The organism is Sphingobium sp. TomTYG72 (assembly GCF_055394715.1).
Window position 1 is genome coordinate 643,086 of the sequence record NZ_AP027337.1, and the last position, 13,600, is coordinate 656,685.

Annotated in this window: 12 protein-coding genes and 1 pseudogene; 9 read left to right on the plus strand and 4 right to left on the minus strand. The window is 60.8% G+C overall.

From position 1 onward, the window contains the following. Positions 1 to 11: 11 nt before the first annotated feature. Entirely contained in the window at positions 12 to 977 is a 966-nt protein-coding gene (gene ntrB, locus ACZ5U1_RS16345) for a nitrate ABC transporter permease (RefSeq protein WP_464780194.1), read from the minus strand. Between the two features lie 15 nt (positions 978 to 992). Next, complete coding sequence (locus ACZ5U1_RS16350; RefSeq protein ID WP_464780195.1) at positions 993 to 2,273, minus strand: CmpA/NrtA family ABC transporter substrate-binding protein; 1,281 nt, start codon at positions 2,271 to 2,273, stop codon at positions 993 to 995. A 502-nt stretch (positions 2,274 to 2,775) separates the two neighbouring features. Here ACZ5U1_RS16350 and ACZ5U1_RS16355 point away from each other — a divergent pair. From ACZ5U1_RS16355 to ACZ5U1_RS16395, 9 genes are all read left to right on the plus strand, one after another. Continuing rightward, positions 2,776 to 3,240 carry a (2Fe-2S)-binding protein gene (locus tag ACZ5U1_RS16355; RefSeq protein WP_464780196.1) on the plus strand — a complete coding sequence of 155 codons (465 nt, stop codon included), beginning with the start codon at positions 2,776 to 2,778 and terminating at the stop codon, positions 3,238 to 3,240. 49 nt (positions 3,241 to 3,289) lie between these two features. Beyond that, positions 3,290 to 5,356 (plus strand): xanthine dehydrogenase family protein molybdopterin-binding subunit, encoded by a 2,067-nt coding sequence (locus ACZ5U1_RS16360; RefSeq protein WP_464780197.1) that lies wholly within the window; start codon positions 3,290 to 3,292, stop codon positions 5,354 to 5,356. Between the two features lie 29 nt (positions 5,357 to 5,385). Continuing rightward, positions 5,386 to 5,754 (plus strand): c-type cytochrome, encoded by a 369-nt coding sequence (locus ACZ5U1_RS16365; protein ID WP_464780198.1) that lies wholly within the window; start codon positions 5,386 to 5,388, stop codon positions 5,752 to 5,754. A gap of 223 nt (positions 5,755 to 5,977) precedes the next feature. Next, positions 5,978 to 6,946: a LysR substrate-binding domain-containing protein gene (locus ACZ5U1_RS16370; protein ID WP_464780199.1), complete on the plus strand. Its 969-nt coding sequence runs from the start codon at positions 5,978 to 5,980 to the stop codon at positions 6,944 to 6,946. A 164-nt stretch (positions 6,947 to 7,110) separates the two neighbouring features. Further along, positions 7,111 to 7,827 carry a substrate-binding periplasmic protein gene (locus ACZ5U1_RS16375; protein ID WP_464780200.1) on the plus strand — a complete coding sequence of 239 codons (717 nt, stop codon included), beginning with the start codon at positions 7,111 to 7,113 and terminating at the stop codon, positions 7,825 to 7,827. A gap of 1 nt (position 7,828) precedes the next feature. Continuing rightward, entirely contained in the window at positions 7,829 to 8,482 is a 654-nt protein-coding gene (locus ACZ5U1_RS16380) for an amino acid ABC transporter permease (RefSeq protein WP_464780201.1), read from the plus strand. Beyond that, a complete protein-coding gene (locus ACZ5U1_RS16385) occupies positions 8,479 to 9,204 on the plus strand; it encodes an amino acid ABC transporter ATP-binding protein (protein ID WP_464780202.1) in 726 nt (241 codons plus the stop codon). Before ACZ5U1_RS16380 ends, ACZ5U1_RS16385 begins: the two co-directional genes overlap by 4 nt. Before the next feature lie 281 nt (positions 9,205 to 9,485). Further along, a complete protein-coding gene (locus ACZ5U1_RS16390; protein WP_464780203.1) occupies positions 9,486 to 9,851 on the plus strand; it encodes a cupin domain-containing protein in 366 nt (121 codons plus the stop codon). Further along, a complete protein-coding gene (locus ACZ5U1_RS16395; RefSeq protein ID WP_464780204.1) occupies positions 9,848 to 11,266 on the plus strand; it encodes an NAD(P)/FAD-dependent oxidoreductase in 1,419 nt (472 codons plus the stop codon). Before ACZ5U1_RS16390 ends, ACZ5U1_RS16395 begins: the two co-directional genes overlap by 4 nt. Before the next feature lie 19 nt (positions 11,267 to 11,285). On the opposite strand, the pseudogene ACZ5U1_RS16400 reads toward ACZ5U1_RS16395, so the two are convergent. Together ACZ5U1_RS16400 and ACZ5U1_RS16405 are read right to left on the minus strand one after the other, a co-directional pair. Continuing rightward, positions 11,286 to 11,458, minus strand: a pseudogene (locus ACZ5U1_RS16400) (aldehyde dehydrogenase family protein); the annotation flags it as partial. 109 nt (positions 11,459 to 11,567) lie between these two features. Beyond that, positions 11,568 to 13,565, minus strand: a complete 1,998-nt coding sequence (locus tag ACZ5U1_RS16405) for an NAD(P)-binding protein (RefSeq protein ID WP_464780205.1) — start codon at positions 13,563 to 13,565, stop codon at positions 11,568 to 11,570. Between the last annotated feature and the right edge of the window lie 35 nt (positions 13,566 to 13,600).

A 13,600-nucleotide genomic window follows, 5' to 3' on the forward strand; every position in this document is an offset into this window, starting at 1 on the left:
GCCTCCCTTGTTCAGCCTGCGCGGCCGATGATGCGGCCCGCAAAGGCGACGATGCGGTCCAGCGCGAAGCCCACCAACCCGATCCAGATCAACGCCACGATAGTGTCGGTCAGCAGCGAGCTGTTGTAACTGTCCCAGATGAAGAAGCCGACGCCGGTGCCGCCCTGCACCATTTCAGCCGCCACGATCGCGAGCCAGCTCATGCCGACGCCGATGCGCAGGCCGGTGAACATGTGCGGCACCGTGGCGGGCAGCATGATGCGGGTGAAATATTCGATCGGATTGAGCGCCAGCACCTTTGCGACATTGCGATAGGCCGCCGGAAGGGTTTGTACGCCCGCGGCGGTATTCAGGATGACCGGCCAGATCGCGGTGATAAAGATCAGGAAGATCGCCGAAGGCTGCGCCTGCTGAAAAATGGCGAGGCTGATCGGCAGCCAAGCCAGGGGCGGCACCGTCCGTAACACCTGAAACAGCGGATCGAGCGCCCGGAAGGCAAATATGCTCTGCCCGATCAAAATGCCCAGCGCCACGCCGACGACCGAAGCCAGGCTGTAACCGATCAACACGCGGCTAAGGCTGGTCAGCACATGCCCGGCAATGCCGACATCGCCGCCGTCCTGAATGCTGAAATGGGTGAGGCCGATGTCCACGCCCTTGAAAGGATGGACGATTACCTCATGACTTTCCTGCCAGACCTTGAGCGGGCTGGGGAAAGTCGCGTCGGGTGAACTGCACAGCAGCTGCCAGAAGGCGAGTAGCCCGACCAGCATCACCAGCGTCGGCAGCACACTGGCGGCCACGGCCCGCGCCGCCTTTACCAGCGGATGGTCCGGCGCCGCGACCGGTTCGAAACTGCGACGGGCAATCGCTTCTTCGGGATAGGGCAGGATGACCCCCAATTCGGTGGTGGCTATAGCGGCACCGGCGGCCGAAGCCGACGGTACGCTTTTGCCGTTGGATGATGGCGAAGCCATGGCTTTCTCCCTCAATCAGACGCGCTTGATCGCCAGGCTGGCCAGATAGGCCTTGGGATTGGCGGGATCGAACGTCTTGCCGTCGAAGAATTTCTCGACGCCGCGGCTGTCACTGGCCGGACCCTTGCCACCCAGCATCGCGGCCGCCTTGCGCCAGATGTCGGATCGGTTGACCTTTGCAATCGTGCCCTTGGTGTCAAGCGTCATGGGCAGCTTGCCCCAGCGCTGCTCCTCGGTCAGGAACCACAGGTCATGGCTCTTGTAAGGGAAGCTGGCATAGCCGTTCCAGAACTTCATCTTGAACGGCGCGTTCGGATATTTCCGCCCGTCGCCCATGACGAAATTGCCCTGCAAGCGGTCGGCAATATCGGTGATCGGACATTTCAGATAATCGCGGCCCGCAATCGCCCCGGCAAGGCGCGTGACATTGTTCGGATTGTCGGCCCAGCGCTGCGCCTCCAGCACCGCTGCCGTGATCGCGACGGCCGCGCGCGGATATTTGGCGACCCAGTCGGAACGCATGGCAAAGCTTTTTTCGGGATGGTTCATCCACATCTGGCCAGTCGAAACGGCGGTGTAGCCCAGTTGTTGCGCGACCAGCTGGTCGTTCCACGGTTCACCCACGCAGAAGGCGTCCATTGTGTCCGCCTTCATGTTCGCGACCATCTGCGGCGGCGGAATGGTGATCAGTTCCACATCCTTGTCGGGATCGATGCCGCCCGCCGCCAGCCAATAGCGAATCCACAGGTCATGCGTGCCGCCGGGGAAGGTCATGGCCATGGTGATCTTCTTGCCTGCGCCCTTGCGCTGCGCGATCACACCCTTCATCTTGGCGGCGTTGATATCGGCCTTGGCACCCAGATATTCCTTGGACACCGAAATGCCCTGGCCGTTGACATTGAGGCGGGCAAGAATGCTCATCGGCGTTGCCTTGCCAATCCGGCCCAGCGTCAGAAGATAGGGCATGGGGGTCAGTATATGCGCGCCATCGATGCCGCCGCCTGCGCTGCCCAACACCAGATTGTCGCGCGTCGCGCCCCAGCTCGCCTGCTTCGTCACCTGCACGTCAGGCATGCCATATTTGGCAAAAAGGCCCAGTTCCTTGGCGATGATCAGCGGCGCCGCATCCGTCAGCGCGATGAAGCCGAGCTTGGCGCCGGTGACTTCCGGCCCGGCTCCAGCAGCAAAGGCGCCGGACGGAAAAGCCTGTTGCACTGCGGCGAACAGGGCCGCAGTTCCGGTCGTCTTGAGCAGCCCGCGCCGACTAACGCCATTTGGATTGTCCACCTCTGCCATTCCCCAAATTCCTTCCCTGTTGTGCGCTTGCGCTGCGCGAAGGGCGCAGCCAGCCATCGCCGGAAATGCGTTCCGGCGTTTGAAGATGATGTTGAGAGCCGCCCGGCAGCATCCAGGCCGCCAGCGGAAAACCAATAAAAAAGCCGCCTGGATAGAGGTCGATCGACCTATCCGGGCGGCGTCATTGCCGTGCAGATCCATTCCAGGACCGTAATTGAACCCTGCCGTCATCGGCTCGGTTCAACTTATGGATCGAAGCGCCCCTGCTCCGATCAAGAGCAAGCTGTCATCGATTCATTGGAGTCGCAAGCATTTTTTTGCGGCGCACAAATTTAATTCGGCCAATGGTCCGAGGCGCGAAATAAGGCTATTGAGATAGAGGCCCCCCGATGGTGACATTCGCGCACCCTGGACGAAAGATTTGGCACCGTCACCAGGATTAGGGATATGCCAGTGTAATGCCGAACCAGCTGTCGCTGGTATCTTATTCGGAATGCGCCACATGGATCACAAAATCACCGTGAATGGCCGCAGCATGTCGGTCGAGGCGGACGAAGAGACCCCCTTGCTGTGGACCTTGCGGGAACAACTTGCGTTGCGAGGTACCAAATTTGGGTGCGGCCTGGGTCAGTGCGGCGCATGTACGGTGCTGGTCGATGGCAGCCCTAGCCGCTCATGCGTAACGCCAACAGCCTCCATCGGAGACGCGAGCATAGTCACGATCGAGGGCGCGGCTGCGGATGCCGTTGGACAGCGGGTACAGTTGGCTTGGGAAAAGCTGGCCGTCGTGCAATGCGGATATTGTCAGAGCGGCCAGATAATGGCTGCCATCGCACTGCTGAAGTCCACGCCCCGGCCGACGGACGCCGATATCGACGCAGCGATGACCAATTTATGCCGCTGCGGCACCTATCCCCGTATCCGGGCGGCGATCCATCTTGCAGCGAAGACCGAAAATCATGGATGATGCATCTCGCCCCGCTTTTGGGCGTAGGCACTTTCTCGGTGCGAGTGTGATGGCCGGGGCGGCCCTGGTGATCCCGGTGCGATTACTGGCGAAGGTCCCAGAGATGCCGGGAGAAACCGGATTCGCGCCCAATGCGTGGGTCACGATCCTCGCCGACGGGTCGGTTGAGATCACGATGGCATATATTGAAATGGGCCAGGGTGCGCAGACCGGACTTGCGATGTTGGTGGCCGAGGAGTTGGACGTCGCCATGGACGCGGTGCGCCTTCGGCAGGCTCCCGCAGACGAAGAACGCTACGGGCCGCAGATAACGGGCGGTTCCCAGTCGATCCGAAGCGGCTGGCTCCCAATGCGGCGTGCCGGAGCGACGGCGCGAGCGATGCTGGTCGCCGCAGCTGCCGCGCGGTGGGCCGTAAAGCCGGAAAGCTGCTCGACCGCCAACGGGGTCGTGCGCCACGACGCAAGTGGCCGCAGTGTCAGCTATGCTGCCTTGATCCCTGATGCGGCGAAGTTGCCCGCTCCCCTTGAGGTACCGCTGAAGAAACCGTCGGATTTCAAGCTGATCGGACGCACCAGTCCTCGCGTGGAGGGTATCGCGAAAATTCGGGGCGAAGCCGTATTCGGCATCGACGCAGCCGTGCCCGGCGCGCGCATCGCGACACTGATCCAGTCCCCGGTGTTCGGCGGCAAGCTGGTGCAACTGGACGATGCGGCAGCCAAGGTGTCACCGGGCGTCAGCCAGATCGTGCGGCTGGACGATGCTGTTGCAGTCATCGCCGATACCATGCCGCACGCGCGGCAGGCGGCAGCTTTGCTGAAACCGCAATGGGACAATGGCCAGTCCGCGACGATCAATAGCGGCGCGATCCGGGCGTCGTTGCTGGCGGCGCTTGAGGCGCCCGGAGCCGTCGCCAGCAGCGTCGGAACACCGGGTGCGGTGCCGGGCCGACGGATAGCGGCGACCTATGAGCAGCCGTTTCTTGCCCATGCGCCGATGGAACCGATGAATTGTACCGTTCAGGTCACGAACGAACGATGTGACATCTGGACCGGCACGCAGGTGGCCACCACGGCGCGCGCGGCCGTCGCCGGGCAGCTTGGCCTGCCAGTCACCAGCGTCATGCTGAACGTGTATCTCATGGGTGGCGGATTTGGCCGTCGGCTTGAGATCGATGGCATCCTTCGGGCCGTGCAGATCGGCCGTCAGGTGGCCGGACCCGTCCAGGTCATCTGGTCACGGGAGGAGGATATGCAGCACGACATGTATCGGCCCGCTTATGCCGATCGTATCGAAGCGGTCCTCGACGATCACGGTCGGCCGGTCGACTGGATGCATCGCATCGCCGGTTCCTCGATCATAGCGCGCCTGTATCCTCAAGCGTTCAAGGGCGTGGACAGTGACGCAGTGGAATGCGCCGCAAAGCCGCTTTACGATCTGCCCAACCTCAAGGTCGAGTTCCAGCGTGTCGAATCCGGGATTCCGACATCCTGGTGGCGCGGCGTCGGCGCCACCCGCAGCCTGTTCGTCGTGGAAAGCTTCATCGACGAACTCGCATTTGCGGCGAAGGCAAAACCGATCGCCTATCGCCGCGCCATGCTCAGTGACCAACCTGCGCTGGCTGTTCTGGACCGGCTCGAAGCCATGATGACCGCGCCAGCCGACAGGACCTCCACTGGCGCATGGGGGGTGTCGCTGTTCCATGCGTTCGGAAGCTATTGCGGACTGGCGGCTCACGTCTCCCAGGAACAGGGTGGTATAAGGGTACGCAAGGTGCTGGCGGCGCTTGACTGCGGCAGGGTGATAAATCCCGACCTGGTCAAGGCACAAATTGAGGGCGGATGCATCTTCGGCGCTGGGGCGGCATTGTCTGGCGAGATCACTATTGCCGGTGGTGCTGTCGAGCAGAGCAATTTCGCTGATTTTCCGATGATGACGATGGCGACGGCGCCGCAAGTGGATGTCGAGATTCTGGCTAGCGAAGCCGATCCCGGCGGCGTGGGCGAGGTCGGGACCGCCGGTATCGCGCCGGCAATCACCAACGCCATTTTCGCGCTGGGTGGCAAAAGGATCCGCCGCCTGCCGGTGTCGTCGACGATGCCGGTCTGGTCTGCATGAGCGTTCAACAAATGAGGTATATCAGGGTGATGCATAAGAAATTACTGGCGACTATGGGCGTGACCATGATCATGTCGTCGGCGGGAGCGGCAGCTCAACCTGCGGCGGCGGGCGCAGCAACGTTCAAGCAGCGGTGCATGATGTGTCATACGATCACACCCGGCGCGAAGGGCACAGCGGGTCCTAACCTGAGCGGGGTCGGCAATAGACCGGCTGCCAGTACCGCTTTCGCCTATTCGCCTGCGTTGAAGCAATCAAAGGTGAAGTGGACGGCCGAAAATCTCGACAAGTTCCTGACGGCGCCAAGCAAGATGGTGCCGGGAACGCGGATGTTCGTCGGAATTCCAGACCCGAAGAAGCGTGCGGAGGTCGTGGATTATCTCCTCTCGCTCAAATGATGGGGGTTTCAGCGGGCACCGATGACCGGGGCGGAATGCGCCGCGATCGCGCAACATCTGCCGCTGCTCCACAGACCCGACTTCCTGGATTATGCTCGTTTCAGCCTGACGCAAAAGCGCGTTGTCAACCACGCCCCGCTACAGCATAACCGGTCGCCCAAGTGGCTTCGCGATGTTGTAGTTATGCGATGGGGGAAGCTGCAGCAGCTTCGAGGGCTGGATTATGAATCAAAAGATCGACACCGAGGCATCGTTGCGCCTGGTGCGTTCGCAGAAGGCATCCATCCCACCCTTTGCGGCGCTCAGGGCGTTCGAGGCGGTCGGGGTTTGCGGAGGGATCAGGCGCGCAGCTGCTGCCTTGTCGGTCGATCATGCCGCCGTCAGCCGTCATTTGCAGGCGCTGGAACATTGGACCGGCATGACGCTGATAGAAAGGGTGGGCGGCGCTTACGGCACATTGACGCCACAGGGGCGAATTTATCATCAACGGATCAGCGCGGCGTTGGCTGAAGTAGCGCGTGCGACCCAGGATCTGATGCGCCGCGACGATGATTCCCGCTTGCGCTTGTGGGTGGCGCCCGGACTTGCATCGGAATGGCTGATGGGCAAGATCGGCGAATTCATCAAGCGCCATCCCAAGATAGACCTGGAACTGCAACCTTCGGGCCATGCGCCGGATTTCGGTGCAAACGAAGCCGATACATATCTGCATTATGTCGCGGACGGGGCTATCGATCAGGTCTTGCCGTCACTTCGTTCGGTCGAAATCGCCAGACCGCCGATCCTGGCGGTCGCCAGCCCGCAATTTGTCGAGCTGACGGGCGTGATCCGTACCCCGGCGGAGCTCCTCGGTCAGACGTTGCTTCATGAGACAAGCCACGATCAATGGCGGAAATGGTTCGCGGCGCATGGTCTTGGCGATATCGGGCCGTTGGCCGGACCCAAATTCTTCCAGGGTCACCTGACCTTGTCAGCCGCGCGGCAGGGGCAGGGTATTGCATTGGCCAACGCATTACTCGTCAGCAACGATATAGCCAGTGGCCGCCTCGTGTCAGTCGGGCAATTTCCCGAGGTGTTCCTCGGAAGCTATAATTTCACGGCGCGCCGGGATTGCTGGCGGGCAACTTCAATCGCCAGCTTCCGGCGCTGGCTGGAAAACGCCATTGCGGCAACCCGGAGCGGTGATTCCTAAACACCGGAGATCGGGATTTTATCATCTGGCGGCTTGCAACGTACTCCTTACTCCTGGAGCCACAATGAGGGGCATAGTTGTGACTAACGCCGAGACGATTCTTGAACGACAATTTGTGTGAAGTTCCGATGGATCGGCGAACGCTATTGACCTCGGCACTTGGCATGATCGCCCTGAGCGCGTGTGGCGGGCGCATTCGGGAACCGAATGAAGTGATCATCGGCTCTTCTCCGACGGGCGTTCCGTTCAGCTTCGTTGATCCGGCCACGAACGCGCTGACGGGATCGATCGTCGAAATCGCGCAGGCCGTCACCGATAGCCTGTCGCTTCAAGCCGAAATGCGGATCACACCCTTTTCGGCGTTGCTGCCCTCCCTTCTGGCCCACAAGATCGACCTCATCGCCGCAGCCATGCTACGCACGCCCGAGCGTGAGAAGGTCGTGGCTTTCAGCGACCCGGTTTACGCCTATTCCGCCGCACTGGTCGTGCCTGCGGCCGACCGCCACATGTATCGAGACCTGCACGCCGTCCGGGATCGGCGGGTCGGCGCGCAGGTCGGGACGCGTTTCGTCGACCAGTTGCGCGACGCCGGTGTGCAGAATGTCTCGACCTATGACGGCCTGTTCGACATCCTCCGCGATCTCGACAATGGCCGTATAGATGCCGGCTATGGCGATGAACCCATATTGCGCTATCAACTTCGGGTAGGCCCGAAGCGTGCGGTCAGGCTGGCGCCGGGCTTTCAGGCGCCTGCACGCGAAGAACTCTGCCTGATACTGCGCAAAGAGGACCCCCTGCTCCACCGCGTGAATTTGGCGATCGAGCATATGAAGAATGGGCGATTTCTCGATATTGCGCGACGTTGGAAGCTGGAGGCATGATTTGAGCGAATTTCTTCCGGATGCCGTGCAGTTCATGCCGCTGTTGCTGCGTGGACTTGGGACGACAATCTTGCTGACGCTGTGCGCGTTGGGATTGAGCCTGATGCTGGGGATGATCTGGGCGTTGATGGCGCTTTCGCCGTCCAGACTGTTGCGCTTGATCAGCGTTACGATCGTCCAGACCGTGCGCGGTATTCCGATTATCGTTCAGTTGTTCTGCGTCTATTTCGTGCTGCCGGAGTTCGGCATCGACCTGCCGCCTTTCATGGCGGGCGTGGTCGGGCTGGGCGTGGCCTATTCGGTGTATCAGGCCGAGAATTTTCGTGGAGGGTTCGGATCGGTCGATCCTCAATTGGTCGAGGCCGGATTGTCCCTGGGCATGAGCAACGGCCTTGCTTTTCGCCGCATCGTGTTTCCGCTGGGACTGCGTACGGCCCTCCCTTCCCTCGGCAACACTACGGTGATGTTGCTGAAGGATTCGTCGATCGCATCGACCATAACGATCGCGGAACTGACTAGGGCGGGCCAGCTTCTGGCCATATCCACGTTCAAGAATGAAACGGTCTATCTGTTGGTCGCTTTGCTGTATCTGGCTGCAAGCCTGCCCCTTGCGGCGCTGGTACGCCTGTTCGAACGCCGGATGGCGCGCGCATGATCCGCCTCTCTCAGGTGACCAAGCATTTTGGTGCGAACCACGTTCTCCGGGACGTCAGCTTCACGATCCCACAGGGGCAAGTGGCTTGTCTCATCGGCCCTTCGGGGTCCGGAAAATCCACGGTGCTACGCTGCATCAACGGCCTGGAGCGTCATGACGGCGGCGAAATCGATGTTCTGGGACATCCGGTCACGGTAGCAAATTATCCCAGCATTCGCCGCCAGGTGGGAATGGTATTCCAGCGCTTCAATCTGCTGCCGCATCGAACCGTTCTGGAAAACATCATCGAGGGGCCGGTGCAGGTGCTCAAGGAAGAACCCGCGCAAGCAAAAGACCATGCGATGGCCCTGCTCGAACAGGTCGGCCTCGCCGATCGGCATGGGACGATTCCAAGCCAGCTTTCCGGGGGCCAGCAGCAGCGCGTCGGCATCGCACGGGCATTGGCGATGCGCCCGAAAGCCATATTGTTCGACGAGCCGACCTCAGCCCTCGACCCGGAGCGCGTGGGTGAAGTCCTTCAGGTCATGAAGTCGCTGGCGGAAAGCGGCATGACGATGATCGTCGTGACGCATGAAATTGCTTTTGCGCGGGAAGTTGCCGATCGCGCCATTTTCATGGCGGACGGGATCGTGGTGGAAGATGGCTCGGCACGACAGGTTCTGGAAAATCCGCAAGCGGCGCGAACCCGCCAATTTCTGGATCGGGTCATCAACCCTTTTTAGGTTTCGACCAAAAGCCGATCGGAAGAAAACCCGCGCGATATCGTGTTTCGGGCACGCTGAACTCTTGGTTTCCTGATCCGGTCATATGATTTCCGTAATATTGGGTCCAACCCCTTTTGGGGAAAGTGGTGAACGGCGCCCATCCGGTTTGGATCAACAGATTTCGTGCTCATCGTGCCAGCATGGTGATTGGCACTCACCGGCATCGAAGCAATACACAACTGTCACGCGAGGGACGGAGGAGGCATCGTTCAGCGACATCAAAATACGGATATCGCCTAATGCCCGCTGTCTTGTTCGATCCGAAGACCCTTCTCGATACGGCAGGACCGCCGAAAGTCATTACTCCACGGCTGTCCGATACCGTTCTACGGGCTCGTTCGGCGTCGATCACCTCCGGTTCCAATCCCTCGAACCGTTTTGGCATATGGGAGTGCAGCCCAGGCCGTTGGCGCCGCGAAGTGCGGCAGGCTGAATTCTGTCATTTCCTCAGCGGGCGTGCCACGTTCACACCAGACGACGGACCTCCACTGGAAATCGCCGCAGGAGACGTGGTCCATTTTTCCGCATCGACGCAGGGTGTCTGGGAAACGCATGACGTCTGCGTCAAGCTATTCATCGTCTATGACGAGGGCGTCGGACAGTGACCAAGTCGAGCGCCTTTTCCAATGGCCCAGTAATACAAACGATTGAGGGCGACTATTGGCTGTCCACATCGGGCGATGATCTTGGAGCACGTCCCCCATTAGACGGTGATGCTCTGGTCGATGTTGCTATTCTAGGTGGCGGATTTTCCGGTCTGTGGACCGCCTTTTTTCTACTGAGCGAGAATCCCGGCCTTCGGGTTGCAATCGTCGAAAAGCATTTCTGCGGCTATGGGGCATCGGGCCGCAACGGCGGCTGGTGCTCTCCGCGCTTTCCGGTGGATGCTGGCCCCCTTATCCGGCGCTATGGCATGGACCTGGCGCGGCAGACGATCCTTGCTCAACAACGCTGCGTCCGGGATTTCCCGGAACTCCTCGCCAAAGCGGATATCGATGCCGATTTTCGCCGAACCGGGCTGCTAAGCTTGGCGCGAAGCCCGGGACAGATGGCGTCGCTTGTCTCCACCTTCGAAACTTTTGCCAAGCTCGGACTTTCGACCGGCAGTCAGCTCCTCGGCCCCGATGAAACCTATGAAAAGGTTCATGTCACGAAATTGTCGGGCGCGTTGCGGTCAAGTCATGGGGCAAGCCTTCATCCCGGCAAGCTGGTGCGCGGGCTGGCGCGGGCGGTCGAGCGAATGGGGGCGACAATCTTCGAACAGACGCACGCCTTGACGATCCGGGGTGGAGATGACGCGGCGATCGTCACGGAACGTGGCACCATTCGCGCCCGGCGTGCGGTCGTGACGGCAGGGGAGGCATATATGACGGATATGCCCCAATATCACCGTGACGTGCTGCCGATGTCGTCGATGATCGTGCTGACGGCACCGCTGACGACCGCGCAGTGGGACGCCATCGGCTGGGCCAAAGGCGAGTGTCTGAGTTCGCAGGTCCATACCAAGAATTACCTGACACGTACGCGCGATGGCCGGATACTCTATGGCAGCCGAGGTGCGCCCTATCGCTTCGCATCGAACATGGCGGAACGCGCGTTGCAGGACGAGGAAACCTTTGTATGGATGCGGTCCACCGTGAAGGAATGGTGGCCCGCCCTGCATGACATCTCGTTCACGCATTCGTGGGGCGGCTATCTCGGCATTCCACGCGACTGGATGCCCTCGGTCAATTTCGATCCCGTCAGCCGGATCGGGCGGCTATATGGCTATACGGGTCGCGGCGTCGCAACGAGTGCGATGTGCGCGCGCCTGCTGGCGGGACGGATCGGGGGATGGACCACAGGCCTGGAAGGCCTGCCGTTCCATCGACCGGAAGCGCCGCGCTGGGAACGGGAGCCGCTGCGGTGGGCAGGTGTTCGATATACGCAGAACGCACTGGAGCGGGTCGATGAAGCGGACGATCAGGGTCGCGCACCGCCACTCGACGCACGGCTCGCCGAATATCTGACCTCGCAATGATCGCGGGAAGGGGCGCCGATCATGCGGGCACGATGATCCTGCAGACCATCTTTATGTTCAGAAATTCATCGCCCCCTGCGAAGCTTCGCGCCCCAGGTCGGATTCCTTTACGCCACCAAATGGCGCCATCTCTGCGGAGATAGGGCCGGTGTTCAACCCGATCACGCCATATTCCAGCGCCGGGGTGACCCGGTCCTTCGGTCGCCGTCACGAGTAAAGACCAGCTATCGCTTGTCTGACGACCCGACATGTACCCCAATTCGGTAGAGGACGCCCCGCCCTCTACCGCCCATGCCACTGATTAGATGCGTGTGCCCCATGGCCATTCATGAAGCGCCTGCATCACGTCCGTCACAATCTCGTTCACCGCTCGATTAGCCTGATCGAACGCTGCTTGCGTGAGGCAGATCGCGCCCGCATCGGAATTGGCGATGGCAATTCGGCCGACACGTTTCCGGCCGACGACCCACGGCCGATCTTCGGGCGCCCAGTCCGGGTCGTATAGTGAATTGGCGCAGGCGGCGTAGCCGTGGGGATGACGGTTGACGGTGATTGAAACGATATCCCGATCAACGTCGAAACCGACCGGCCCGAACGCGGTACGGAACAGATCCCGCGTCGCCGCCTCGATCGTTTCGATATCCGTGGCCAACAGTTCCGCGCGCCCGGCGCGGAACTGGTCCTTCGCATTCAAACCCGGGCTGGTGGGAACCTTTGAAAGGTGAATCGGCATGGGGTCCGAAGGCGTCTCGGCGGGTCGATACCCCCCGACCTTGGAGGGCCAATCCACACTGATCGTGTCCCACCAGAAGGTGTTGCCGGGACAGCTGACGGCACCGATGCCCAGCTTTGCCAGCATCTCCCAGTTGCGGACGACGGCTGTCCCGTACACCAACGGCATCCGCACCGCATTGTGTAGCGCCGCTTTCTGAGGCTCTGGTATTTCCGGAGCGATATAGGGGATGATCGCGTTGTAACAGGCCATGACGACGGCATCTGCGCGCACCATTTGCGCCTTGCCGTTACGGATGTAACTAATCTCAACGCCCGTCGATTTTTCAGGGGTTCCACTGTGCACCACACGTCCGACGGTACTGTTCAACCTTATCCGAACGTCATGTTCCGGCCGGTCCAGCTGGCTGTAATCGGTGCGGGTGAGCACGGAATCCTCTTGCGTGCTGCCAGGCAGCGCCGAGGGGATCAGCCACCTTATCAACAATTTGGCCAGGCCGTGATTTCCATCCGGGAAATGAATGTCATCGCCCTCGCCATCCGGTAGCCAGCTTTGCGGCCTAGGCGTCTCGATCCCGAGTTTGGCGAAACCGGGCAAGCCACGCTCGAATGCGTGCATGGCACTGATCGTATCAATGCCGGCTGCCCCGTTGACGCCGCTGTGGATCTCCTTGATCATCATGGTGATGACTTCCGGGTTCACCTTCACATGGCGGGTGAGATAGTCCGCATAGCTCGTCTTTTGCAGCAAGGCGGCCTTTTCGGTCGCTGACATGCCCGCCAGATAATCCACCGGCCGCGTGTTCAAACGAAGCAAATCGTCCTTTGTGCGCTGGGACAGGGGAGCCTTGGCCAAAAATGCGGACCATGCCTTAGGGTTCGATCGATCTGCTCCTTCAGGAATATCGACCACCAGCTTATCGACGCCGAATGTGGCCTTGTCGAACAACACGGCCCGTTTAAGGTTGAATGCCGTATCGAGTCCACGCCAGACGCTGCGAGGTCCCGCCGCCGCCCGAAAGCGTTTAATATCGACGCCCACATCCGCCAGCAATTGGCGTCCCTCGGCCGTGTATGCGCGCGGGCTGAGGATGTACATTGTCCCACCATAACCGAGCACGGTACGCCCATCGACATCCGTCTCGTTACGGCGGGCATGGCCGCCAAAATCATCGTGATTATCGAGGATCAGGATTTTCGCTTTGGGAAACTTCTTTTTCATGAAGTAGGCCGAAGCCAGCCCGCTCATCCCGGCGCCGACGACGACAAGGTCATAACGCTCGCCAATGTCGGGTGCTTCCTTGAGTGCCGAGCCATCCCGAATAGCATGGGCTGCTTCGAATGAAGCCGGGTGGCTGCCGCGCATTCCGGTCAGCGTGGGCGGGTAATAAGTGCCCGGCGGCAAGGGAGGCGACGATGCGGTCGGCTCCGTCGCCGCCTGTGCGATCGTGCTGATCCCGGTGCCGCCCAGGATGGATGCTCCCCCAACAAGAAATCCGGTACCCCCGACCAACTGGCGGCGGGACAAGCCGGGCTCACGGCCGTTCTCATGTTGGTCGTCGTTCATGATCGCATCCTTGGCTCTGTAAAATTGACTTCTTG

Coding starts and splice junctions, on each gene's coding strand:
- ntrB (WP_464780194.1), bottom strand. CDS start 977: ATGGCTTCGCCATCATCCAACGGCAAAAGCGTACCGTCGGCTTCGGCC.
- ACZ5U1_RS16350 (WP_464780195.1), bottom strand. CDS start 2,273: ATGGCAGAGGTGGACAATCCAAATGGCGTTAGTCGGCGCGGGCTGCTC.
- ACZ5U1_RS16355 (WP_464780196.1), top strand. CDS start 2,776: ATGGATCACAAAATCACCGTGAATGGCCGCAGCATGTCGGTCGAGGCG.
- ACZ5U1_RS16360 (WP_464780197.1), top strand. CDS start 3,290: ATGGCCGGGGCGGCCCTGGTGATCCCGGTGCGATTACTGGCGAAGGTC.
- ACZ5U1_RS16365 (WP_464780198.1), top strand. CDS start 5,386: ATGCATAAGAAATTACTGGCGACTATGGGCGTGACCATGATCATGTCG.
- ACZ5U1_RS16370 (WP_464780199.1), top strand. CDS start 5,978: ATGAATCAAAAGATCGACACCGAGGCATCGTTGCGCCTGGTGCGTTCG.
- ACZ5U1_RS16375 (WP_464780200.1), top strand. CDS start 7,111: ATGATCGCCCTGAGCGCGTGTGGCGGGCGCATTCGGGAACCGAATGAA.
- ACZ5U1_RS16385 (WP_464780202.1), top strand. CDS start 8,479: ATGATCCGCCTCTCTCAGGTGACCAAGCATTTTGGTGCGAACCACGTT.
- ACZ5U1_RS16390 (WP_464780203.1), top strand. CDS start 9,486: ATGCCCGCTGTCTTGTTCGATCCGAAGACCCTTCTCGATACGGCAGGA.
- ACZ5U1_RS16405 (WP_464780205.1), bottom strand. CDS start 13,565: ATGAACGACGACCAACATGAGAACGGCCGTGAGCCCGGCTTGTCCCGC.